This is a genomic window from Streptomyces sp. NPDC054872 (assembly GCF_053610705.1).
This window is the reverse complement of the sequence record NZ_JBSGYY010000026.1, coordinates 1-21,431: the sequence shown is the minus strand read 5'-3', so window position 1 is coordinate 21,431 and position 21,431 is coordinate 1. Positions and strand designations below refer to the sequence as shown.

Below are 21,431 nucleotides of genomic sequence, written 5' to 3'. Positions count from 1 at the left end.
CAAAGTCACTACCCCACACCGGTTAGCCCCGGTGCGTGAAAGTGCGGCCTGACTAACAGGTCGCACTCGACCACTACGACACAGTTCCGCACGCAAGTGGCCGCGATCGGCCCTTGGTAGCCGGATCCCTCAAAAAGCCAACCTGAGCTGCGAACCGGCGTACCATTACAGCGAGGAAGGGGGAATTGTGCAAGAAGATGCAGCCAGCGATATCCCGCCGCAAGATTCTGCAGATCCGTTTTCGGAGGTCAGCGAAGCCTACGGACTTCGCTACCTTCGTTTCGCGCTCGCCCTACCAGAGAACTGGGATATTGGCGACTCGCTCTCAGCGGAGCAGTCCGATGCAGTGATTATTTTGCATAACTGGCTCAAGTATTTCCCGCACATGGATCCACTGAACCGGTGGATCAATTTGGCAAGCTTCGTCTCTCGCCGAATCATTCGTAAAGACGTCTCGAATACGTCAGCTATTAGGCAGATGTGCGGAGGCACCTTGGACGTCCCTCGATGCGAGGGGGACGAAGTTCACACGACGCTAATTGATTACGCCAGTGATATCTACCCGGCTTTCCTTGTCGCGCGCCCTGACTCCGAATGGTTTACGAGTGGCGCATTTCATAATCCGGATGACCAAAAAGGTGCATCTCTGTTCCACAAGGCCGTACTGAAGGACACTAAACTACGGTATTTGTTTCCAGAGAGCCTAGAGATAGATCCAGAGGCCCTGGATCATTCCTCCTTGCATAATATAGATTCCCTCATCTACTTCGAACTGGGCCAAGGGGGAACCTATCAGCTTGCCCTCTTCGCTCACCACATACTTAATTCGGCCTATATGCGCTGTGTGGTAAATGGCGACGATAGTTTTAAATCGTATATTGCAGCAGTGGGGCAGAATTTGACTGACGCTCGGGCGCTTGCTTCGGGAAGAGCGGTCAAAATTCCAGTCGCAATAGGGTTCTCGAACATCTCAATCTCGGACGTCGATAGCGTCCAACTCCCAGGGGGGCGCCTACGCCGCGTAGCCCCTGCGGACAAATCCTTCCTTCCGCCGCAGGTATCCGTAGACACATTGCTGGTGCTCGACGTACCGATGAAGATCGTTGCCAAGGTTAAGCATCCCCGAGAATCGGGCGATGATAGCGACGCGGTGTGGGATCGAGTTACTCCAGCTTTCAGAAAGTGGCAAGATTCCCTGCAGTGGAACGTCGACTGCCACCGGTTGGCGCTAAAGCTAGCTGACACAGACACGCATCGGTCAGGCGCCATTCAGGTTCTGCAGGCTGCGGTCAACCCGCTAAATGGTTCTCCTACTCTTTCATGGAGCGATGGCCGAGTCCAGACTTCGGCGACGAAGATAGAGCTAGATGCTTCAAAGGTTGATGACGTCAGCGGATGGGTGAGTAGCGTGATTGACCGCCACCCTAGGTCCCTGAGAGTGGCGATGCGTCGCATCCTCTCAGCGGCAAGCTCACGTACCGATCCGGTAGATTCGCTGGTAGATGCCGTGCTGGCATGGGAAAATATGTTCAGCGATTCACCGGAGACTTCACTTCGCGTCTGCGGGTCTCTTTCCCTGCTCTTGGAACCGGTTGATAGATCCAAGAGGAAGGTACTGGTCAAAGAACTGACGGAAATCTACGGCACTCGTAGTTCCATCCTTCACGGAAGCGCTAAAGAGCCTGCCCTGGAAACGGTTGTCAAGCATGGAGATAGAGCGCTTGAAGTTGCCGTTGAGGCAATGCGGCGACTTTACCTTAACCCAACACTTCTGGAATTGCCGACTGCGAGCGCACGGGGCAAGGAGGTCCTTTTGGGTTTTGTAGAAATTAATTAGCTGACCAAAATAATCTGGAAATTATGCGCGTTAAGGTCGGCGGAGCGGTTTCGAGTCAACGTACCCCGCTAGAGTCATAGGCGCAGACGCACTCACTCACGTAACGCCCGGACAGACTTTGCATGCTGTGGCGTGGGACCGCGCTCTTCGTACGGCTTGCTGGCCAGCAGCGCTGATTCAACCGGCACCCCGCGCTCTTTGCAGCAAGGCCCGCGCCAGCTCGATGTTCTCGCCCGTGTTCCCTGACCGCGGCTCGACGGGGATGGCTTCGGCCGGCCAGGCCCATACCGACGCCAGAGACACGGGGTTGTGCAGAGCGCCTTCCCGGTGCGAAGGATCACTACTATGGTGGTGGCATGAGTGTATTCACCGTGCGCATACCCGATGACCTGGATGCTGAGGTCCGGAAGGCAGCTGCTGAGGCTGGGCTGTCTTTGAACGCCTACATGGTCCGGACGTTGCGAGATCAGACCCTGCGTGAAGCGCTCGCCGCTGTGGACAGCGAGGGCGTTCTCCTTGTCGACATCGGCGACGACGACCCGGCGGGGGACATCCGTTGAAGCGCGGAACTGTCTGGGAGGTCCCGGTGGGCGACAGCACGCGTACCGCAGTCGTGCTCTCCATCGACGAGGTGAACACGAAGTTCCAGGCCGCCGTCTGCCTGCTCCTGCACCCCGCCGGCGCCTACCCCGACACCCTCGTATCCGTGCCGATCGCCGACCCCGTACGAGCGGTCGCAGTCCCGGTAAACGTCACCCAGTACGCAGCTCGGCGCTTCGAGAACGCCAAGCTGCTGGGAGAGGTGGGCCAAGAGACCATGGCTCGCATCGAGCAAGCAGTGCGCTCCGTTCTGGGGCTGTGAGGGCCCAGCGGGAGCCAGTGGTCAGCAGCTCGTGGCCGCGAAAGCTCACTGCTCGGGTTGCAGGCCGTGTTCGAGATACGCCACGGCGCCTTCGTCGCGCGCAACCGCAGCCGCTTGGATGCGGCGTGCGAGGCGGGGAATGGTGAGGCCGTCTACCGCGGCGACAGGATGGAACTCGTACGCCTTGATCTCCGACTCCTGCAACCTGATCTGTGCTCGGACCTGGTCGGGGAGAATGCCGCCGTCGAAGAGGTACAGCACCTTGTCGCCCTCGGAAGGGCTCGGTGCCCAGTCGACGACCAGCAAGCGCCCAATCTCGGGTGCGATGCCGAGTTCCTCCCGAACCTCGCGGACACACGCCTGTAGCGGCGATTCACCCGCGTCGATGTATCCACCTGGGATATCCCGGTAATCCTTGTACGTCGGCTCAAGGAGCATGACGCGGCCCTGGGCATCAAAGAAGAGCGCGCCCGAGGCCATCCGCGGGCGCGCCATCTTCGCTTCGTGTTCGTTCTCGGTCTCGCTCACGTGACCGAGCCTAACCAGCTCACACCACTCGAAGCCTCTCGGCCAGGTCGGCCACCGGGCGAGTCGGCCGTCCGCGCGTTCCACGGACCCAGCCGAGCACGATCTCCCGGCTCATGTAGTGGTGCCGAACCTGTTCCGGTGCCAGTTGCTCGGCGTCCAGGACCACACTGAGCGCGTCATCGATGCGATTCCAGGCCGTGAGCGCCCGCGCCACCTCAAGGCTGTGCCGCACCCTGCGCTCGACAGGAAGTCCGCTCGTATCGACCTGCGGCCCCAGCTCCGCTGCAACCTGGAAGTCTCCCAGCTCACCGGCAGTGGCGACTTTGTGGATCGCAACGTTGGTGGGCCCGAAAGCCGTCCACATGTGGTTTCCGTCGGATCCGAGCCGCGACGCCATCGCCTCTGCCTCACGCAGGAAGACTTGCGTCGTCGCACGGTCCTCCGCTCTAGCCGCGGCTATTGAACCTGTCAGGAAGAGGGTTCCGTAGACGGACAAGTACGCGGGGGTCGCCTCCCCCAGTCCAGCTTCAAGGAATCCGGCTGCGTCGCTCACGAGCTGCACCGCAGTCTCAAAGCGTCCGGTGGACAGCAGGCAGTGCGTTACCGACCGGAAGAGCGATCCGATGATGACGTTGTTCCCGCTCTGCTGTGCGGCGGCGAGCCCGCGATCCGCCGCCATCCAAGCAAGCTCGCTCTCCCCCAACTTGCCCAGTACCATCGCTGCGCCTTGGTACGTCAACGCGAGCAGCGCGTTGGCCTCCTCCCGTTCCTCCCCCGCGTACGTACGCACTGCGAGCAGGGCATCCGAGAGGATCAGCGGTAGCTGTCGGGTCGCGAACCCGTACTGGGAGCCTTGATAGGCATCCCACACCTCACTCACGTCGGACCGCAAAGCCGTCAGAGCGGGGGGCTCGCCATCCGCCGACGCCCCGAGGAGCGGGGTCAACTGCCGGTAGTCCATGAGCGCTTCGCGCAGGGCAGGGACCGTGCGCCGCCCGCTGTCTGTCGACCACTCCAACAGGGTCGGCTCGCCGATGAGGTCACCGATGGACACATCCAGCGCGTGAGCCAGTGCACGGATTACAGAGAGTCGGTCCAGCTCGATACGGTTGTTCTCCGCTTTGCCGAGCCAATCCGCGGTGCGGCCGACCAGTCCGGCCAACACTTCTTGGGACATGCCGCGTCGGTGGCGGTACCACGCAACCCGCTCGCCGATCGTCAGTTGCTGCGTCATTCCTCGCATGACTTCAGCCTCACCTCGGTTCGCAGATGGACCCCGGAAGGATTTTCCGGGTTCGGGTCATGAGCGGCCCATAGCGTCGTGGTTGTCGGGAGCCAGACATCCGAAACGACGACGAAGGGGTACGGCTATGCCTCTGGCGGCAGATGAGCAGCACCACTTGATGATGGCTTCCGAGGAGCGCCCCGCGAAAGTGCCTGCCGACGCAGAGAAGGCAGGTCTACCGCCCGTCCAACTACGCGGAGTCCGTCCGCTCTTCTTCGAGCTTCGCTACACGCTCGGAAAGCGTGGCGAGTTGAGAGGTCACAGCGCTCAACTGGTCCTGCAACTCACGAAACCCTCGGGCCCGATCCTGCGCGCTCGCGTCGTCAGTGGTTTCCGCAACGAAGGTGCCGCTGCCAGGACGGGAGTCCGTCAAACCCTCGCTCTTCAGCACGTCGTAGGCACTTTGAACGGTCGCAAGAGCCACCTTCAGATGCTTGGCGAGCTTTCGGCCGGGCGGGAGAGGAGCCAGCGGCTCCAACTCGCCGGCCGCGATCCGGGATCGGTAGTACGCCGCGATGTCCTTCGCCGTCGGTGCGCTGCCGCTGCCCCACTCCATCCAGTCCATCTCTAGAGGATATCCGATCTAGGTCAATCCAACTTTTTCCACAGAACCTCTTGCGCACAAAACTGACCTAGGCCAATCTGAACGTGCACCAACTCGGCGCACCCCCTTCGTGGCGGGCCGAGTCGACGCACAGGAAAAACCCGTTTGACCTGCATAAACGTCCGCCGGATTCGCTTGCACGCGGTTCGAGCGGCAGGGGAGACGTAGAAGTCCGTCGTCTTCACGGAACGATCGGTGTCATCGGCTAAGCCGTTGGTCTGACCTTCGGGCGTAAGACCCAGGGACCGGATCGGCGGGGACCCCGGTGATTGGGCTGCACCCGGTCCATGACATCCAGGGAGATCGACTCAGCGAGTGACGACTGAGCGACGCGGTGACCGCGCGCCGTCCAAAGGAGGCGGAGCAAGGCGCATACGGGAGCCGCGAGACGACAGTGACGGGCTTGCCCGTCACTCGTCATGCGGGCAGGGCGCCGGCCAAGTACCTGCGGCCTGCCCGTTTGATGAGGTCGAGCATCTTTCCTTCTACGGCGCGCGCCCCCGAAGCGGCTACTTCGGGGGCGCTGTTTGGGCCGTTCCCCACCCGTATCTGATCTCAGAGGAGTCACGACCCATGAAGTGCATCGTTGCTGGTCATGCCGCTGTTACGGCAAAGGAGTTCGCAGAGCTGGCGTTGGGCCTCGCCGAACGTGCGGCGGGATTCGACACGGAGCTGTTCACCGGCATTGCCGGGGAGCGTGAGGAGGACCGCACGGCGCGCCTGGCGGTGGCCCACGACGTGCTCATCGAGTTGCGTCAGGTCGACCCGGTTGCCGCGGCCTACGCCCGCGAGCTGCTGAAGGCAAGCGACCTGCCGACCCGGGCGCCGCGGCGACGGCGGGCCCGCAAGTCTGCGGCGCGGCGTCCGGCCGTGTGCGGCGGGCGGGAGCTGGCGGTGGCGGCATGAGCACCCTGTTAGGCGCCCTTGCAGCCGCCGCCCCGCTGGCTACCGGATGGGCCGTGCATGTCCGGTGGCTCGGCATGCGCTTGCACGTCGCACGCCGTGACCCGCTCACCGGGCTGCGCACCCGCGACGCCTTCACCCACCGCGCGACGGCCCTGCTCAAGGACCCCCGCGCGGTCGTCGTCCTGGCCGACGTAGATCGCTTCAAGCAGATCAACGACACCTACGGCCACGCCGCCGGTGACGCCTTGCTGAAGGCCACCGCCGACCGGCTGGCGCACCACGTGGGCCGCAAGGGGGTGGCCGGGCGCCTCGGGGGCGATGAGTTCGCCGCCGTCCTGATCGACGAGAACGGCGCCGCCGCTGATCTGCTCGCCCTGCTGCACGGCATCCTCGCCCGCCCCGTCGATGGCCAGAGTCCGGACGTGCACACCACCGTCTCACTCGGCTGGGTCCGCGCCGCCGACTTCCCCCGCGATGACCTCTCCGGTCTGCTGCGGCGGGCCGATGAGTCGATGTACGCGGCCAAGCAGGCCCGATCTGGGCTCAAGCGGGCCGGGCTCGGTCGCCTGTTCGCCACAGTCGCCGGGCGCCGCTCCGGCCGCCACGGGGCCCGCATGACGGCGCCGGTGATGGGGGTGGCGGCGTGAACACAGAACCCGTGATGGAGGACCTGACGGGTCGGCTGCGCACCCTGCGCCTGCTGGCCCTGGACTTCCCCGATCTGCCCGCCCCGACCGTGCACGTCTCTCCCCTGTACTCGGCACGGCTGGAACTGTCCCTGCACGACGACTTGGGGTTCTTCGAGTCCTGGCGGGCCGCGCTGGGCATCGCCCGTGATGCCGTGGACTTCCGCACCCAGAGCGACGGCACCACGTGGGTGCTGGAGGCCTACACCCAGTTCGCGGGATCCACGGTGCGGCTCATCGCTTACGGCGAGGCCCGCGTCCCCGAGCTTCCACGGGTCGCGGGCGGGGCGGGTCAGTGATGGCCAAGCCGACCGACGACCTCTACGTGCGCTACATGCGCGCCTACGAGCAGGCCGTCCAGCACGCCTACAACTGCGCGGCCTGCCAGGCCGACCAAGACTGTCCGAAGGGAGCGGCGCTGTATGAGCGCTTCGCCCGACTCCAGGACGCCTACCGCGCACGCCAGTCCAAGAAGCGACCGTGACCCAGGAGTGACTGTGACTCTCAAAACCACCGCCCTCGCACAGATCGGGGGCATCAATCCGTTCGCCGTCGTCGAGAAGCTGCTGACGCTGGCGGCCCTGGCCGTCGTCGCCGTGACCGTGGGCGGGCAACTCGCCCCGATCCTCGGCCTGGGCGGCACCCTTGGAACGGTTGCGGCGTGGTTCATCGCGCTGGTCTTTGACGCGTTGTGGATTGGCGCGCTGAAGATGAGCGAGCAGGCCATCCGCCAACGCAGCACCCTGGGCATGGCCGTGATGCTGTCGGTGGCCGGCCTTTCGATGGCCGGTTCGGTGGCGATCCTGCTGCTGATGGGCCACGCCCGCGTCTTCGCTCTTGTCCCGGTGGCCGCCGCCGTGTTCATGGGCCTGCGCATCTTCGCCGATCACATGCTCGCCGACGATGCGACCTCCCGCCTCATCGAGGAGCAGTCCGCAGCGGCCCGCAACACCCTGGCTCTGACCTATGCCGACGCCCGCCACCTGAAGGCAGGCGCCGAGAACGAGGTCGTCATCGAGACGGCCGAGACCCTCGCGGAAGCCCACCGCCAGGCGGTGAAGGCCAAGGCCCTCACCGGCATGCAAGAGAAGATCAACAAGGCGCGGGCGGAAGCCGAGAAGAAGCTGAAGGAGTCCGAGACCAAGCACGGCACCGCGGCCGAGGCTTTCGAGGCCCGCTCGCTGCACGTCCTCACTCCGTCCTCGGAAACCCCCCTCGGAATCGAAGCCCGCGCGTCTGGCAATTCCGAGGGGGCCTCTGAATTGCCCGTGACTGCGAGCCCGATGACACCCGGGCCTGCCCCGCGAGTGACGGAGTCCTCGGAATCCTCGGAACCCTCTGACCTGCACGAACACCCCGGCTGGTCCGACGCTGCGCAGGTGCCTGTGGAGGATTCCGAGGGCCCCTCGGATCTTTCCGAGGGGCCGGGCCGAAAGCCGGGCCTGAGTGATGAGGAGCTCTACCTCACCGGGCGCCGGATCTTCACCGAGCTGGCGCCTCCGAAGTCGCTCAACGGGTTCATCAACGCGATGAAGGCCCAGGGCGCCAAGGCCAGTTACGAGCGCATGGCCAAGACCTACGAGCAACTCCAGGCGGAGTTCGCCGAACAGGTCGCGTAGTCCGGCACACCGCAATGGAGCCCGGCCCCGATTGAAAGGGGGCCGGGCTTCGTCGCGACTGCCGGAAGACAGTCGACTGCACCACCCCCTTCCCGGGCCATCGGTTGGCCGGCGGCTGGCGGGCTGGCGGACATCCGTCCGCAGGTCCCGCAGGTCCCCCGCGCAGATCCGCATCACGCCCAGGGAGCTTCGTCCTGCCCACCCCCTATCGAGAGATGAGGACGTATGGCCGCCGAAGCGGTCGAGGAGAAGGAAGCCACACAAACGACGAAACCGGTACGGGCCGCGGCGAAGAAGCCGATGTCCGAAGAGGTGAAATGGCTGATCGGCGGGATCGCTGTCACCGGGCCCGCCTCCGGGCTGGTCTACCGGGACGCGATCGAGTCCTGGGTGTACGACAACCGCATTTGGCTGATCGGCATTGCCGCGCTGCTGATCGGCTCGTGCGTGCTGGCCATGACCCGGGCCTACCGGCGTGCCCGAGGACCTCGGAAACGCAAACGCCCCCAGGTGGTAGCCGCGTTCGCTACCGAAGGGTTGGCAGGCCCCGCGCCGCAAGCCCCGTTGGGTGCCGTTGAGGTCCCTGCCGAGGGGGTCGTGTTGCCCCCAGAGCAGGGTGCGGGGGGAGCGCCACCGGCAGTGCCGGGTGAGGTGCCAGCACCACCGGCAGTGCCGGGTGAGGTGCCAGCGGCCTTCCAGAACGATGAAGCCCCCAAGTTGGTGGCCGCGCTGAAGCTCGACTACGCGGCGGGCAAGGCACGCACGCTCAGCCGGGGGCGCGTCGACCTGGGGGAAGAGTGGGTCATCGAGCTGCCGCAGGGTGGCGTGTACGGGGATGTGGCCGGTAAGTCGGAACGGGTCATTTCCTGGCTGGATGTGGATCCGACCCGGGTCACCCTGCGCCCACGGCCCAACTCCCGGCACGTGGTCATCACGGTCCTGGATCAGCCGGTCTACAGCCGCGTTCCGGCCCTTCCCGATCCGGTGGAAGCTGCTCGCCGGGGTGTCCTGTCGGTCGGGTACGACATGTATGGCCACCTGGTGGAAATCAACTCCCCCATCGGCGAGACGCACATTCTGATCGCCGGATCTTCTGGGGGCGGAAAGACCGAAGAGATCAAGTGGCTCGTCTATTTCGCTCTGGTCAACGGCTGGGACATCGTCCTGGTGGACGCCAAGGGTGACGGCGATCTCGCGTACGCGGAAAAGGCGTGCTTGATCTACGAAGAGGTTCCCGATCACGACCGGATGGTGGAAATCATCGCGTTCGTGGAGAAGCGGCACGCGGAGCGCGCGGCGGAGAACAGTGCATCGGTCCGGGCCGGAAACGGGAAGGCGAAACACCGGCCGCTGCTGTTCATCATCGATGAGGTCAGCACCTACACCGATGAGGCCGATTCGAGGAAGGAAGCAACCGCGTTCGAGGCGAAGATGAAGACGGCCTCCCGCAAGTTCCGTTCGTCGAAGATCCTCGTCGTGTTGTCGACGCAGAATCCGAAGTCCGAAGTCATCAACACGTCGATCCGTGCGAATCACCGTGTTCGCTTGGCTTTCGGCTGTGCGGAGACCCCGCAGTCGGATGTGATTCTCGGCTCGGGTACGGCAAGAAGCGGCCATGACGCATCGAAACTCCCCGCCATTGACGGGGCGGCGATCCTCCAGGTCAAGGACAAGAACCGCGAGATGCGCGGATTCTTCGTCACCGACGATGACCTGAACGAGGCCATCGACGCCCGGGTCGAGGAATTCGAGGAAGCCGAGCCCGAACACATGCGGCTCATCCGTGAGGCGTATGCGGGGGAGGCGTTTCTTTCCACCGTCGAATTCGCTTCCCGGCTTCGCGAGCTGGGGGTGGAGATTGACGGTGAGGGTGACGACACAGCCACGGGCAAGGCCGTCGCGGCGTGGCTGTCCAGGGTCCTCGGGCGCAGCGTCCCGACGGCCCAGGAGGACCGGGTCAGGGGTCGCTACCTGGCCGCCGTCCTCGCCCGGTAACCACCGTGCACGGCACCGTGCCACGTCCGTGCCGGCGCTGTGCAGAGTCGCTGATTCACCGTGCACAGCACGGTGCCCGCACGGTCTCTACACAGTGCCTCACACGGTCTCTTGCCTGCGAAAACACAGTGAAGGAGCTGAAGTTCATGAAAGGGTCCGCGATCGGCCTGGTGGTGGTCGGCTCGGGTCTGTTGGCGGTGACCGCCACGAGCCTGACCGGCAACCCGGCCGTCAGCGGCAAGGCCACCTCGGTGGCCAACCGCACGGCGCCCGGATCGGTGCCCGCACGCTACGAGCGGCTCTTCAACGCCTGGGGCAATGAGTGCGACGCCATTACCCCCAGCATTCTGGCCGCACAACTCAAACAAGAATCCGGGTTCAACCCCAAGGCCAAATCACCGGTCGGGGCAATGGGCATCGCACAGTTCATGCCCGGAACCTGGCAGAACTCCGGGTTCGACGGAAACGGCGACGGCAAGAAAGACGTATGGGACCCGGAAGACGCCATCCCATCCGCCGCCAAGTACATGTGCTCCGTCTCCCGCGACGTGAAAAACATCCCCGGGGATAAAACACGGCTGGCTCTTGCCGGATACAACGCCGGTCCCGGAGCGGTGCAAAAGTACCGGGGCATACCGCCCTACAAGGAGACGGAAAACTACGTCGCCACCATCATGGCATCGGCCGCGAAAATGGGTCAGGCCGTCGGCGGACAGTCCAGCGTCGCAGTGGAAGCGGTCAATTACGCGTCCGCTCAGATCGGCAAGGACTACGTATGGGGCGGCAACGGTGATGCGGACGGCGGTTTCGACTGCTCCGGCCTCACCAAAGCCGCCTACTCCCAGGCCGGTGTAAACCTTCCCAGGGTCGCCAGCGCCCAGTACACGCACCTGGACAACGACGGGTCGCTCGTCGAAAAGACCGATCTGAGGATCGGGGACCTCGTCTTCTTCAGCCAGAAGAAGAGGGCAGGCAAGGCCACGCCCGCAGATATCGACCACGTCGGCATCTACATCGGCCGGGGTTATTTCCTGAACGCGCCCCGCACCGGGGCGAAAGTCCGTATCGAAAAGATCTGGTGGGACACCTACATGGGTGCGGGCCGGGTCTACCCCAAATCCACGACATCCAAGGAGGTGTGATGGCGGACGGACAGTGCATCGCCACCACCCAGGCCATGTATTCCGTGGCCGCATCCGCCGAAAGCCTGGAAACGACGGTCGCCATTTTGACGGGGCTGTCCGTGTTCCTGGTCCTGATGTGCGTCGCGATGGCAAGCGTCGCCTACCGGCTGCACGCGGCGGCTAAGCGCCCGAGCACCCAGCACGACACCTTCCCCCTCGCCACCTCTGAGAAGGAGTTCTGAGCATGGACAAGTACACCGGAACGATCGTCGTCGCGGGCCCTGGCGATGGCTGCATCACCAAGTCCGACGGCAAGAAGGACTGCTCGGAGGGTGCCAAGCAGGTCGTCAAGACGGTCAACGACACCGGCCCGGACCTGGCGCCCGTCTCCGGGTTCCTGCCGCTCTACGGCGTGATCATGGGCGTGCTGATCGGCGCGGTCATCCTGGCGATTGCGGCCGGGGCGGTCATCTCGGCCGGCCGCGGCGGCATCCAGGCCGGATTCAAGAAGGACGGCTCGGCACTGAAGAAGACCGCCATCACCGTGGGCGGCCTGATCGTCCTGCTGCTCGGCGTGCTGGCCATCGGCCCGTCCATCGCCACCGCGCTGGGAGGCTGAGCCGTGGCCGATGATCCCTGCGAGCGCATCAAGGGCCCCGCCCACAAGTACTGCGAGAAAGGCCAAGGCGGCGGCGAGGACGGCGGCGAGTCGGACCCCGACGCGCTGACACCGGAAATGCCCGGATCGATGGACCCGCTCGGCGCCGCCGCCGACTGGCTGTCCGACCAAGCAGCCGCCCTCTACCGGCTGATGGACAAGTCGATGATGGCGGCCGCCGACCCGCTCGGCGGCCTCAAAGATGGCGCGCTGGCCAAGGTCTACAACCCGGTGGCGGGCATTGCCGTGCTGATCGGGGCGATCGTTCTGGTGGGCGGGCTGATCTTCTGGATCGCCCGCCCCTCGGGGCCCGCCTTCAAGAAGGCGGGCTCGGCCGGGGCACGGTTCTTTGCCCTGCTGTTCCTGGTGACCGTGATTCCGATGGCGGTGGGACTGCTCGCGTTCGCGTTCGGTCAGTTCTCCGCGCTCATCTATGCCGACCTGGCCGACCATCCCTTCAAGGGCATGGAAAAGTCGCTGCTGGGCGCCAACGGCAACCCCTACGGGCGTCTCGCACAGGCCTTCGTGGTGCTGCTGGCGGTCGGGCCGCTGTGGCTGCTGTGCGTCATCTCGCCCATCGCCGTGCTCGCCGCGGTGGTCTTCCTGCCGCTGTCAGCGGCGCTGGGGGTGGGCAAGGGCTGGCTGCAGTCGCGCAGCGGCAAGACGCTGCTGCATCTGGTCGCGGCGGTGTTCCTGGCACGGGTGCCGATCTCCATCGTGCTGATGTTCCGCAGGGTGCTGCCCAAGAGCGCTTTGACCGATCTGCTGCTCACCGCGAGCACGACGATCGTGTGCCTGTACATCCTGCTGAGCCTGCCGGAGATGGCCAAGCACGTCGCCGCGGCCGTCACGCGGGCCCCCAAGCTCAAGACACAGAGCGAGGGCCGTACCGCGGTCACCAAGCTGCCCGCTGACGCAGAACGCCAGGCCCACGCCAAGCGCCTGGCCCGCGCCCAAACCCTGCGCGGCCACAAGAGGAAGGCACCCGGGCAGGCGGCGGGCGTGCACGAGGCTGGCCGCCGCCGCTACCCCGGCCACGGCAAGGGAGTTCGGGCCGCACTGAAGACGCCCGCACACCCGGCGCAGACCCCACTGCCTGCCGCCTCCGGCACGGCCCGCAAGTCCCCCCAACGACAGGAGAGGATTGGTCATGTCCGCGTCCCGGACGTATCTGCTCGACCCGCTGTACGAGACCGAGACGCTCAAGCTCCCCCCTTCCCGTACTGATCTCGCGGTCATCGGGGCCGGGGTCGCGCTGAGTGTCACCCACGGCGTCGCCGTCCCGGGCATCCTGGGCACCTTGACGTGCATCGTCCCGGCCGCCCTGGCTGGGGCGCTGTCCCTGGTCAAGACAGGCGGATCGACCGTCGTGGAGCGCGTGGCCCGCCGTGGCGGGCACGCGCTGAGGAAACGCGCCCTGGACAAGGCCGTCAGGCAGTACGAGAGCGAGCAGGCCCCCTCCGCATCGGATGCGGAGGGGGCCCTGCCCCACCACGACACGTTCACCAGGATCAACGACCTGACCTGGCACGAACGCGACGGCTACGCCTTCCCCCAGGGTTCGGGCAGGTTGCTGGCGGCGTTTGAGTGGGTCACCGACGGCGCCGCCCTGAAGGACGGCGCCCACCGCGACCGCGCCCACGACGCGCTCGCCGCGTTCCTGGAATGGGTCGCGGCCACCGGCCACGGCTCGTGCGTGCGCATCGTGCACGCGGTGAGCCCCTACGCGGGCGAGCAGGACATCCGGGCCGAGAAGGACGGCGACTTGGCGGACTCCTACCGGCAGTTGATGGAGCTGGTGAACGGGGCGTGTGACGTGCACACCACCGTCATCCTGCTGTCCGTGCCTGCCCGCGGCACGGATGTCGAGGAGGAGACGGCCTGGGCACAAGCCGCCTGCGAGCAGGCGCAAGTGTGCGGCATCGAGGCGGGCCCCATGTGGGACCGCCCCGCGTGGGACACCGCGCTGGCCACCGTCCGAGGTGAGGACCTGTACGAGATCCACGAGGATCATTTCCGCTCCGGTGACTACGTCACGGCAACCGCCGAGGTCGCCGACTTCCGGCGGGGTGAGCGGGCGGCGGAGTTCTGGCGGCCGATGATCACCACGCTGCCCCGCGTCACCCGCACGACCGTGGTCGAGTACCTGCCGCTGGACCGTCGCAAGGCCGAGAAGCGGCTGGAGACCGGCGAGATGCTGCGCACGGCGACCGCCCGCGACGAGAAGGACGTACGGCGGGAGAAGACCTCCACCCGCACCGGCAAGCGGGCCGCCGAACTTCACGAGGAAGACATCTCCGACGGCGCCGCCTACGTCAAGGTCGCCGCCCGCATCATGCTCCAGGCCCGCGACCAGACCGAACTGAAGGAGTTTCGCCGGGACCTGGAGCAGAACGCGGTATCGGCCGGCGCCCATCTGACGTGGATGGACAAGGAACACGAGACCGGTTGGCACTCGGCGCTGCCGCTTCCGGGAGGAGAGATCACATGCTGACCACCACCACCCGCCAGGCCGCAGGCCTCTTCCCTGGCTACGCCTGCAAGCCCATCACCGACGGCGCCCTGATCGGCTCCTCCCTGCTGGACGGCTCGCCCTTCCGCCTGACCCCAGTCGACTGCGACCAGGAGGTCTTGCCCTCGACTGGCATGGCCTTGTTGGGGACGCTGGGCAACGGCAAGTCCACCAACACCAAGGTCATGGCGCTGCGCGACATGGCCCGGCCCGGGCGCCGCTATGCCGTCCTGGACGCCAAGGGCGAAGACGGTGTGGGCGAGTGGGACGCGGTCGCCGCCGCACTCCAGATCACGCCGGTCCGCTTCGGCGAAGGCGTGTGCATGAACCCCCTCGATCCGCGGATTCCGCCGCTGCACCGCGTGCAGCTGGTGGCCGTGCTAGCCGAACTCGGCGGACACCGGCCGCTGTCACCCGGCGCGAGGATGGCGCTCGATGCGGCCATGGAGTCGCCCGCCGCCCGAACGCTTTCGGGACTGATGGGCGCGGTCACCTCGCTACAGGCCGATGCGATCCCCGGACGCTTCGACCAACGCCAGCTGCTCGCCTTCGGGCAAGAAGTGGTGCAGGCGCTCTCGCCGTTCATCCGCTCGGCCACCCGCGGGATGCTCGATGGGGAAACGTCGGTGTCGCTGGACGAGAAGCTGACCGTGTTCGACTTCTCCGGCATCGACCGCACCTCGATGGCGCTGCCCGCGCTGATGTCGGTGGTGGGGGTGTTCCTGGAATCGGTGTGGCTCGCCCAGGGCGGGGCCGATCACGGCATTCACTCGACGCTCATCGTCGAAGAGGCCTGGCAGATCCTCAAACACCCCGCCACGGCCGAGCTGTTGCAGCGGATGATGAAGTACTCGCGCCGCGAAGGCCTCTCGGTCACCTCGGTCGCGCACAGCGCCAAGGACGCCAAGTCCGAAGAGGCCAAAGACCTCCTGCGCCTGGCCTCCACCCGCGTCCTGCACCAGATGGACGAGGACGAAGCCGAGCAGTGCCGCGGCCTGTTCTCCCTGCCCGACTGGGCCGTACGACAAATCCCGCTGCTAGGGCGGGGCCAGGCCATCTGGCAGACCGGACGGCACGTCAACCTCGTCCAAACCCTGGTCACCGACTACGAGCGGCAACTCTGCTTCACCTCCCGACGTCGCGACGCAGCCCAGGGCAAAACGTCTCCACTCGCCCCCGCCGCAAGTCGTGAATGGGGCTGGGAGATGCCGCCGAACGTCATCGACCACGCCGCCTGACCCCTTCCCCCACCTGCCCCACCACGCCCCGCCTCTTCCCGGCGGGGCGTCGCTGTTTCCGCGAAAGGGAGCCAATGCGCTGCGCGTACTGCAACGAAGACAAGCCGGACGTGACGATCCGCCGCGACCCCTTCGCCTGGGAGGTCAACGACAAGGACGTGCAAGAGCCGATGTGCGACGGCTGCGAGCAGATCGCGGCCGACGACGCATGAGCCCCCAGGCCGCAGCCCGCCATCACGGCACCAACCCGCGTTCGTGAATCTCTCCGGTCGCTCTGCCTGGTCCTCGCCTGCCCCGCTGGGGCGAGGACGGGACAGCCCGACCGGCAAAACCCCGCCCATCCCTTCCGTCACCTCTCGCGGACCGTCGACAAGGAGCAGACGTTTTGGCGAAGCCACCCACCGTCATCGGTGTCCTGACCACGACCGCCCCGCCCTCCTGGTGGAGGTCCCACCGGCACCAGGTCCTGCTGATCCTCGGCCTCATCGTCGGCTTCCACCTCGCCACCCACGACAACGACAGCGACGCAGCCCCCAAGAACACGCCCCGGCCGGCGCACACCGCGCCCGCCCCGCAGACGCTCCACCCCACCACGATCCACCTCCCCTAAACCGGCTAGGAGGCCCACTGATGGTCCGCACCGAGCACGACGCGACCGCCGACACCGACGACGAACCGGATGAGGAGCCCTGCGGGGAGGGGATGTGCCAGTGCTACTGCGTTGGCCGGTGGCATCCCTGCGGCTGCGAGTGCCCCCACCCCGACGACTGCGACTGCGACTTCTGCGACCTGCGCGAGCAGTACTAGCGACACCAAGAGCGGCCCCGGACTTTGGCGAGACGAGGGCCGCTCTTGTCCACCCGATCCCTACAGACCTGTGGAGGCATCCAGCATGACCCTTTCCGCGCCGCCCCGGCGAGTCCACCTCAGGCCAGAGCCAACCGGGCCGCTGGCCACCGCGCTCACGCTTGCGTCCCGGGGCGTACCCGTGCTGCCACTGCGCGTGGGCAAGGCCCCCTTCAACAACTGCCCGACCTGCGCCAAGAACGCGTGCGGCGGTCGCCCGAACATGAAACAGGCCGGGCCCTGCACCTGCCCGCGCCCCTGCCACGCCTGGGCAGCAGCGACCAGCAACCCCGACACTCTCCGGTCCACCGCGTGGGCCAGCGCCTGGCGGCAGGCCACCGCGGTCGCCTACCACCCCGCCGGCGTCCGCCTCACCGTCGTCGACCTCGACCACGCCGACGCCGTCACCTGGGCTCACGCTCACCTGCCGCCCACACGCACCGTGCCCACCACACGCGGCCAGCACTGGATCTACCAGGGCACCGTGCCCTCCACAAACGGCGTACGACCCGGAATCGACATCAAGTCCCGCATGGCCTACGCCCGCTGGCTCGGCCCCGGCACCGGCCGCCTCATCGCCCTGCCGGACGAAGTCCGCGCTCTCACCGCCAAACCCGCGCCCGTCCGCCCCGCCCCCGTGGCCGCCCCCGCCCCGGGCGGGGGCGGGGCATGCCCGCACCGCACTCCGGCCTACCTGGCCCGCGGCCTCGCCATGGCCGAGGAACGCATCACCGAGGCCACCAGCGGCGTGCACGCCACCGTCTACAGCACGTTCCTGGCCGTGCTCTCCACGCACGGCCGGTGCGGCTGCCTGACCGACGCCCACGTCGCCCGGCTGTTCGCCGCCGCGCAGGCCAAGGGCGAAAGGCCCCGGCACTGCACGGATGCGTGGACCAACGCCCGCGCGCAGTTGGGACTGTGAGCGTGTCCGACGACGAGAAGGACCCGGCCCGCAAGGTCATCACCGACTACGCGCAGTCCCACTTCCGGTACTTCCGCACGGTCGAGGGCACCGTGTACGCCCAGCGCACCGGCCACCCCGTGGCCCGCCCCATCCGCTCCCAGGGCACGACCGGGAGTCACCGCCAAGAACTCATGGTCGGCCTTTTCCGTGACGGGGTCGGCGTCTTCAACGGAACCGCCCTCAAGGAGGCGTTGGACTTGATCGAAGCACTCGCACTGACCGAACAGGTACAGCCCACCCATATCCGCGTCGCCCCCGGCTTCGACGGCGCTACCTGGCTCGACCTGGGCCGCGATGACGGGCAGTCGGTCCGCATCCACCCCACCGGCTGGGACATCGCCGTCCCCGCGCCGGAAGAGGTCTGCTGGCGGCGCACCCAGCTCACCGGCGAACTCCCCCTTCCCGCCAAGGACACGAACGGCAAGGGCCTGGATCTGCTGCTGCGGCTGTGCAACTTCGCCGACGCCCAGACCGAATGCCTGGCCCTCTCCTGGCTCATCGGATGCCTGGAGCCGTCCGTCCCTGTCCCGGCGCCGTTCCTGACCGGTCCGCAGGGCGCGGGCAAGTCGACCGCCGGGCGGATGCTCATCCGCATCATCGAGGGAATGAGCAGCGACCTGCGGCGCCCCCCGAAGGACGAAGAGAACATGATCACGGCCGTGGCCGCCGGATGGATCACCGCCCTGGACAACCTCTCGCACCTGGCTCCGGACCTGTCCGACCTGATGTGCTGCGTCATCACCGGAGCCGAGAGCATCAAGCGCGCGCTGTTCACCGACGGCGACGTCGTGCGCTCCCGCTACCGCCGCCCGGTACTGCTCACCGGTATCGACGTCGGCATCATCCGCCCCGACCTCGCCGAACGCCTCCTGACCCTGCGCCTGGAGCGCCCCCGGGTGCGGCGCACGGAGGCGGAACTGTGGGCGGAGTACGCCGAGATCCTGCCCGCCGTCCTCGGCTCGCTGCTCGACCTGACTGTCAAGGTCCGCGCGGCCGAAGCGGAAACCCCCACCGACCTGCGCATGGCCGACTTCGCGCACCTGTGCGCGCAGCTCGACGCGGCCATGAGCTTCGGGACCCTGGCCGCCTACCGGGCCAGCCTGGACGACCTGAACGACGACGTCATCGAAGGTGACCTGCTGGCGCAGACCGTCCTGCAGCACGCCGCCCAACTCGCCCCCGGCGAAGAAGTACGGATGACGTCGGCCGAGTGGCTGCACTGCCTCACCACCCTCTACAGCGGCGACGAATGCCGCCCCCTGCCCAAGGGCTGGCCCACCACAGGCAAGGTGCTCTCCGACCGACTGCGGCGCATCCAACCCACCCTCGCCGCCCGCGGCGTCCTGGTCGAGTGGGGCCGCACCAGCGCCGCCCGCTACATCGAACTCAGCCGCCAGACCCCGACCCCGCCGCACCAACAGCAGAACGCGTTCTGACCGCCCGTACAGGCGAACAAACAAGAGGAGCACGCCCCGCCCGGGGTGCTCCTCTTGCTGTTCGGCGGCGCCAGCCGCCCTGCACAGGTCGCGCCGCGAAGCGGCCCGTTCTTCACGTCCTGAGTGGCGACGTACGACCACAGAAACCACCCCTTCTTTTTCCTAAGTAGGAAAGATCTGCGTCATTGCGTCACCAAGGCCCTTCAGACGGCCGCTGACCAGCACAGACAACGGTGACGCAGACGGCGAATCCTGCGTCACCCCGCGTCACCCGCGTCACCCCATGACGAGAGCCCATGTCACAGGTGACGCAAGGCCCGTCCTGCTGCGTCACCGAAACCCACTGGTCAGAAGCGTGATTGACGCAGGTGACGCCATGACGCAGAAATCCGCGCCTCGGACAGGCGCGCGCTCCTGAGCAGCCTCCAATCCAAGAGCAACGTGACTCGACTTAGAGGACCCCGTGAGCCGAACCCGTTCCGCTCAACCCGACCCCCGCGAAACGCTCCGGGCCGGACTCCCAGACCGCTACCTCACGCCCGACGACATCGCCGAACTCTTCGAAGTGCCCCTGGAGACCGTCTACCAGTGGCGCAAGAAGCGCACCGGCCCGCCCGGCTTCCGTGTCGGCAAGTACGTCCGCTACGACCCTGCCGCCGTACGTGACTGGACCAAGGAGCGTATGGCCGCCGACAAGGCCGCCTGACCGACACCCACCCGAGCACGTCCAACCACCCGCAGGGCGGGGCCACATGGCCCCGCCCTGCTCCGCTCTGCGAGAGGATCGCCGCCCCATGGCAGGCCACATCCAAGACCGCTGGTACAAGACGGAAAAGGGGGCCGACGACAAGACCCGGCGTGTGAAGACCGAGCGCCACGGCAACGGCATGCGTTACCGAGCCCGCTACGTCGGGCCCGACGGCACCGAGAAGTCCCAGAGCTTCCGCGACGGACAGAAGCGCCGCGCGGAAGAGTGGCTGGCCAACATCGAAGCTGACATGTCGCGCGGTATCTACACGGACCCCGCCGCCGCCCGAATCACCTTCAAGCAGTACGCCGAACGCTGGATTGCCGCACAGTCCACGGACGTGTCGTCGCGGACGACCACGGAGACACGGATTCGGCTCCACGCCATCCCGTACATCGGATCACGGCCGCTGTCGTCGTTCCGACCGAGTCACATTCGTACCTGGGTACGTCAGTTGGAAGATTCTGGGCTCGCGTCGTCGTACCGACGCGGCATCTTCGCGAACGTGTCCGCGGTCCTCACCGCTGCCGTTGACGATGGGCTCATCCCCCGGAACCCCTGCCGAGCCAGTTCGGTGACAGCCCCGAAGCCGAGCGGAGAACGCATCATCCCGTGGACCGCAGAGCAGGTGTTCGCGGTCCGCGAGGCTCTGCCGGCGCGCTACCAAACCATGGTGGATCTCGGTGCGGGGTGCGGTCTGCGCCAGGGCGAGATCTTCGGCCTGCCTGTCGACGCCGTGGGGTTCCTTACAGGCTGGCTGCACGTAGGGCTGCAGATCAAGGTCGTAAAGGGGCGGGCGTTCTTCGGGCAGCCCAAGAACAACAAGGTGCGTGATGTACCGCTCCCCAATTCAGTCGCTCAGGCACTCAACCAGCACATGCAGGGGCATCCGCCCGTGAACGTCACGCTCCCGTGGATGCGACCCGACGGCCCGCCCGTCACCAAGCGGCTCATCTTCTCGGGACCGCAGGGCAACCACGTCTACCGGAGCAACTTCAACGTCAGCCCCTGGAAACCCGCGCTCCTCGCGGCCGGACTCATCGCCGAGCCAGACGACGGCGGGCCGCTGCCGTCCGCACGCGAGCACGGGATGCACGCGCTACGGCACTTCTACGCGTCAGTGCTTCTGGACGCGGGCGAGAACATCAAGGCCCTGAGCAAGTACCTCGGGCACGAGGACCCGGGGTTCACGCTGAGGGTCTACACGCACCTGATGCCGAGCAGCGAGAGCCGCACGCGAAAGGCCGTGGACGCCCTCTTCGACACCGCCAGCAAGAGCGATGACGACCCAGGTACGGCCCGGGCCGCCTGATCCGACCGCAACTCAGCGGGAAACGTGCAGATGAACCTGGGTTTGCCTGCCGTTCCCCGATGAGTTCGCCAGAAGAAGCATCAAGGCGGTCGGTCGACACACAGGACACTTCGATCACGGGGTGGACCGTGCGCATATATGCGTACCTCCTGCCGTCCAGCGCAGAGCGGACACGGCTAGCAGTCGACACCATGTCCAGGAGCTCGGGGCGCAAATCCTCGATTACACGCGTTTGGCGAATGGCTGATGCCCCGAGACCGGGGCATCAGCC

At 66.4% G+C, this 21,431-nt stretch carries 25 protein-coding genes; 22 read left to right on the top strand and 3 right to left on the bottom strand.

From position 1 onward, the window contains the following. Window positions 1-187: 187 nt before the first annotated feature. The 3 genes from ACWGIH_RS27890 to ACWGIH_RS27880 all read left to right on the top strand — a co-directional run bounded on the left by ACWGIH_RS27890 (window position 188) and on the right by ACWGIH_RS27880 (window position 2,699). Window positions 188-1,837, top strand: coding sequence for a hypothetical protein (locus ACWGIH_RS27890; protein ID WP_453443557.1), 1,650 nt, complete (start codon window positions 188-190; stop codon window positions 1,835-1,837). Window positions 1,838-2,079: 242 nt separating this feature from the next. Then, complete coding sequence (locus ACWGIH_RS27885; protein WP_453510494.1) at window positions 2,080-2,397, top strand: toxin-antitoxin system HicB family antitoxin; 318 nt, start codon at window positions 2,080-2,082, stop codon at window positions 2,395-2,397. Window positions 2,398-2,423: 26 nt separating this feature from the next. Then, window positions 2,424-2,699, top strand: a complete 276-nt coding sequence (locus tag ACWGIH_RS27880) for a hypothetical protein (RefSeq protein WP_453443559.1) — start codon at window positions 2,424-2,426, stop codon at window positions 2,697-2,699. Window positions 2,700-2,744: 45 nt separating this feature from the next. Here ACWGIH_RS27880 and ACWGIH_RS27875 read toward each other — a convergent pair whose 3' ends face one another. The 3 genes from ACWGIH_RS27875 to ACWGIH_RS27865 all read right to left on the bottom strand — a co-directional run bounded on the left by ACWGIH_RS27875 (window position 2,745) and on the right by ACWGIH_RS27865 (window position 5,077). After that, the gene (locus ACWGIH_RS27875; RefSeq protein ID WP_453443730.1) at window positions 2,745-3,194 is read right to left on the bottom strand and encodes an NUDIX domain-containing protein; all 450 of its coding nucleotides are present in this window, start codon (window positions 3,192-3,194) and stop codon (window positions 2,745-2,747) included. Between the two features lie 52 nt (window positions 3,195-3,246). Continuing rightward, entirely contained in the window at window positions 3,247-4,461 is a 1,215-nt protein-coding gene (locus ACWGIH_RS27870) for a helix-turn-helix domain-containing protein (RefSeq protein WP_453443561.1), read from the bottom strand. A gap of 241 nt (window positions 4,462-4,702) precedes the next feature. Then, window positions 4,703-5,077, bottom strand: coding sequence for a winged helix-turn-helix domain-containing protein (locus tag ACWGIH_RS27865; RefSeq protein WP_361465262.1), 375 nt, complete (start codon window positions 5,075-5,077; stop codon window positions 4,703-4,705). Window positions 5,078-5,689: 612 nt separating this feature from the next. Here ACWGIH_RS27865 and ACWGIH_RS27860 point away from each other — a divergent pair. The 19 genes from ACWGIH_RS27860 (at window position 5,690) to ACWGIH_RS27770 (ending at window position 21,160) form a co-directional block, all read left to right on the top strand. Beyond that, entirely contained in the window at window positions 5,690-6,022 is a 333-nt protein-coding gene (locus ACWGIH_RS27860; protein ID WP_453443563.1) for a hypothetical protein, read from the top strand. Then, entirely contained in the window at window positions 6,019-6,669 is a 651-nt protein-coding gene (locus ACWGIH_RS27855) for a GGDEF domain-containing protein (protein WP_453443564.1), read from the top strand. Before ACWGIH_RS27860 ends, ACWGIH_RS27855 begins: the two co-directional genes overlap by 4 nt. Further along, complete coding sequence (locus tag ACWGIH_RS27850) at window positions 6,666-7,007, top strand: hypothetical protein (protein WP_453443565.1); 342 nt, start codon at window positions 6,666-6,668, stop codon at window positions 7,005-7,007. Before ACWGIH_RS27855 ends, ACWGIH_RS27850 begins: the two co-directional genes overlap by 4 nt. Next, window positions 7,007-7,192: a hypothetical protein gene (locus ACWGIH_RS27845; protein WP_453443567.1), complete on the top strand. Its 186-nt coding sequence runs from the start codon at window positions 7,007-7,009 to the stop codon at window positions 7,190-7,192. Before ACWGIH_RS27850 ends, ACWGIH_RS27845 begins: the two co-directional genes overlap by 1 nt. Further along, window positions 7,131-8,327 (top strand): hypothetical protein, encoded by a 1,197-nt coding sequence (locus ACWGIH_RS27840; protein WP_453443568.1) that lies wholly within the window; start codon window positions 7,131-7,133, stop codon window positions 8,325-8,327. Before ACWGIH_RS27845 ends, ACWGIH_RS27840 begins: the two co-directional genes overlap by 62 nt. Before the next feature lie 225 nt (window positions 8,328-8,552). Continuing rightward, window positions 8,553-10,322 carry a hypothetical protein gene (locus ACWGIH_RS27835; protein WP_453443569.1) on the top strand — a complete coding sequence of 590 codons (1,770 nt, stop codon included), beginning with the start codon at window positions 8,553-8,555 and terminating at the stop codon, window positions 10,320-10,322. 128 nt (window positions 10,323-10,450) lie between these two features. After that, window positions 10,451-11,464, top strand: coding sequence for a bifunctional lytic transglycosylase/C40 family peptidase (locus ACWGIH_RS27830; RefSeq protein ID WP_453443570.1), 1,014 nt, complete (start codon window positions 10,451-10,453; stop codon window positions 11,462-11,464). Continuing rightward, window positions 11,464-11,688: a hypothetical protein gene (locus ACWGIH_RS27825; protein ID WP_453443572.1), complete on the top strand. Its 225-nt coding sequence runs from the start codon at window positions 11,464-11,466 to the stop codon at window positions 11,686-11,688. Before ACWGIH_RS27830 ends, ACWGIH_RS27825 begins: the two co-directional genes overlap by 1 nt. A 2-nt stretch (window positions 11,689-11,690) precedes the next feature. Then, window positions 11,691-12,065 carry a hypothetical protein gene (locus ACWGIH_RS27820; protein ID WP_451216516.1) on the top strand — a complete coding sequence of 125 codons (375 nt, stop codon included), beginning with the start codon at window positions 11,691-11,693 and terminating at the stop codon, window positions 12,063-12,065. A 3-nt stretch (window positions 12,066-12,068) separates the two neighbouring features. Further along, window positions 12,069-13,331 (top strand): hypothetical protein, encoded by a 1,263-nt coding sequence (locus ACWGIH_RS27815; RefSeq protein ID WP_453443574.1) that lies wholly within the window; start codon window positions 12,069-12,071, stop codon window positions 13,329-13,331. After that, window positions 13,255-14,598 (top strand): hypothetical protein, encoded by a 1,344-nt coding sequence (locus tag ACWGIH_RS27810; RefSeq protein WP_453443576.1) that lies wholly within the window; start codon window positions 13,255-13,257, stop codon window positions 14,596-14,598. The genes ACWGIH_RS27815 and ACWGIH_RS27810 overlap by 77 nt, the downstream gene beginning before the upstream one ends. Beyond that, window positions 14,592-15,854: a hypothetical protein gene (locus ACWGIH_RS27805; protein ID WP_453443578.1), complete on the top strand. Its 1,263-nt coding sequence runs from the start codon at window positions 14,592-14,594 to the stop codon at window positions 15,852-15,854. Before ACWGIH_RS27810 ends, ACWGIH_RS27805 begins: the two co-directional genes overlap by 7 nt. A gap of 74 nt (window positions 15,855-15,928) precedes the next feature. Further along, window positions 15,929-16,066, top strand: coding sequence for a hypothetical protein (locus tag ACWGIH_RS27800; RefSeq protein ID WP_451216505.1), 138 nt, complete (start codon window positions 15,929-15,931; stop codon window positions 16,064-16,066). Between the two features lie 173 nt (window positions 16,067-16,239). Continuing rightward, entirely contained in the window at window positions 16,240-16,464 is a 225-nt protein-coding gene (locus ACWGIH_RS27795; RefSeq protein ID WP_361465299.1) for a hypothetical protein, read from the top strand. A 20-nt stretch (window positions 16,465-16,484) separates the two neighbouring features. Next, complete coding sequence (locus ACWGIH_RS27790) at window positions 16,485-16,661, top strand: hypothetical protein (protein WP_451216502.1); 177 nt, start codon at window positions 16,485-16,487, stop codon at window positions 16,659-16,661. Window positions 16,662-16,746: 85 nt separating this feature from the next. Beyond that, window positions 16,747-17,622 carry a DNA primase gene (locus ACWGIH_RS27785; RefSeq protein ID WP_453443579.1) on the top strand — a complete coding sequence of 292 codons (876 nt, stop codon included), beginning with the start codon at window positions 16,747-16,749 and terminating at the stop codon, window positions 17,620-17,622. 2 nt (window positions 17,623-17,624) lie between these two features. After that, window positions 17,625-19,100 (top strand): ATP-binding protein, encoded by a 1,476-nt coding sequence (locus tag ACWGIH_RS27780; RefSeq protein ID WP_453443580.1) that lies wholly within the window; start codon window positions 17,625-17,627, stop codon window positions 19,098-19,100. A gap of 463 nt (window positions 19,101-19,563) precedes the next feature. Beyond that, window positions 19,564-19,806, top strand: coding sequence for a helix-turn-helix transcriptional regulator (locus ACWGIH_RS27775; protein WP_453443581.1), 243 nt, complete (start codon window positions 19,564-19,566; stop codon window positions 19,804-19,806). Between the two features lie 88 nt (window positions 19,807-19,894). Beyond that, complete coding sequence (locus ACWGIH_RS27770) at window positions 19,895-21,160, top strand: tyrosine-type recombinase/integrase (RefSeq protein ID WP_453443582.1); 1,266 nt, start codon at window positions 19,895-19,897, stop codon at window positions 21,158-21,160. Window positions 21,161-21,431 lie beyond the last annotated feature (271 nt).

What these genes read in the sequence shown, in the direction of transcription:
- ACWGIH_RS27835 (WP_453443569.1), top strand. Translation starts at nt 8,553, where the DNA reads ATGGCCGCCGAAGCGGTCGAGGAGAAGGAAGCCACACAAACGACGAAA.
- ACWGIH_RS27845 (WP_453443567.1), top strand. Translation starts at nt 7,007, where the DNA reads ATGGCCAAGCCGACCGACGACCTCTACGTGCGCTACATGCGCGCCTAC.
- ACWGIH_RS27870 (WP_453443561.1), bottom strand. Translation starts at nt 4,461, where the DNA reads ATGACGCAGCAACTGACGATCGGCGAGCGGGTTGCGTGGTACCGCCAC.
- ACWGIH_RS27810 (WP_453443576.1), top strand. Translation starts at nt 13,255, where the DNA reads ATGTCCGCGTCCCGGACGTATCTGCTCGACCCGCTGTACGAGACCGAG.
- ACWGIH_RS27860 (WP_453443563.1), top strand. Translation starts at nt 5,690, where the DNA reads ATGAAGTGCATCGTTGCTGGTCATGCCGCTGTTACGGCAAAGGAGTTC.
- ACWGIH_RS27790 (WP_451216502.1), top strand. Translation starts at nt 16,485, where the DNA reads ATGGTCCGCACCGAGCACGACGCGACCGCCGACACCGACGACGAACCG.
- ACWGIH_RS27785 (WP_453443579.1), top strand. Translation starts at nt 16,747, where the DNA reads ATGACCCTTTCCGCGCCGCCCCGGCGAGTCCACCTCAGGCCAGAGCCA.
- ACWGIH_RS27770 (WP_453443582.1), top strand. Translation starts at nt 19,895, where the DNA reads ATGGCAGGCCACATCCAAGACCGCTGGTACAAGACGGAAAAGGGGGCC.
- ACWGIH_RS27805 (WP_453443578.1), top strand. Translation starts at nt 14,592, where the DNA reads ATGCTGACCACCACCACCCGCCAGGCCGCAGGCCTCTTCCCTGGCTAC.
- ACWGIH_RS27825 (WP_453443572.1), top strand. Translation starts at nt 11,464, where the DNA reads ATGGCGGACGGACAGTGCATCGCCACCACCCAGGCCATGTATTCCGTG.
- ACWGIH_RS27840 (WP_453443568.1), top strand. Translation starts at nt 7,131, where the DNA reads ATGAGCGCTTCGCCCGACTCCAGGACGCCTACCGCGCACGCCAGTCCA.
- ACWGIH_RS27865 (WP_361465262.1), bottom strand. Translation starts at nt 5,077, where the DNA reads ATGGACTGGATGGAGTGGGGCAGCGGCAGCGCACCGACGGCGAAGGAC.
- ACWGIH_RS27855 (WP_453443564.1), top strand. Translation starts at nt 6,019, where the DNA reads ATGAGCACCCTGTTAGGCGCCCTTGCAGCCGCCGCCCCGCTGGCTACC.
- ACWGIH_RS27875 (WP_453443730.1), bottom strand. Translation starts at nt 3,194, where the DNA reads ATGGCGCGCCCGCGGATGGCCTCGGGCGCGCTCTTCTTTGATGCCCAG.
- ACWGIH_RS27800 (WP_451216505.1), top strand. Translation starts at nt 15,929, where the DNA reads ATGCGCTGCGCGTACTGCAACGAAGACAAGCCGGACGTGACGATCCGC.
- ACWGIH_RS27820 (WP_451216516.1), top strand. Translation starts at nt 11,691, where the DNA reads ATGGACAAGTACACCGGAACGATCGTCGTCGCGGGCCCTGGCGATGGC.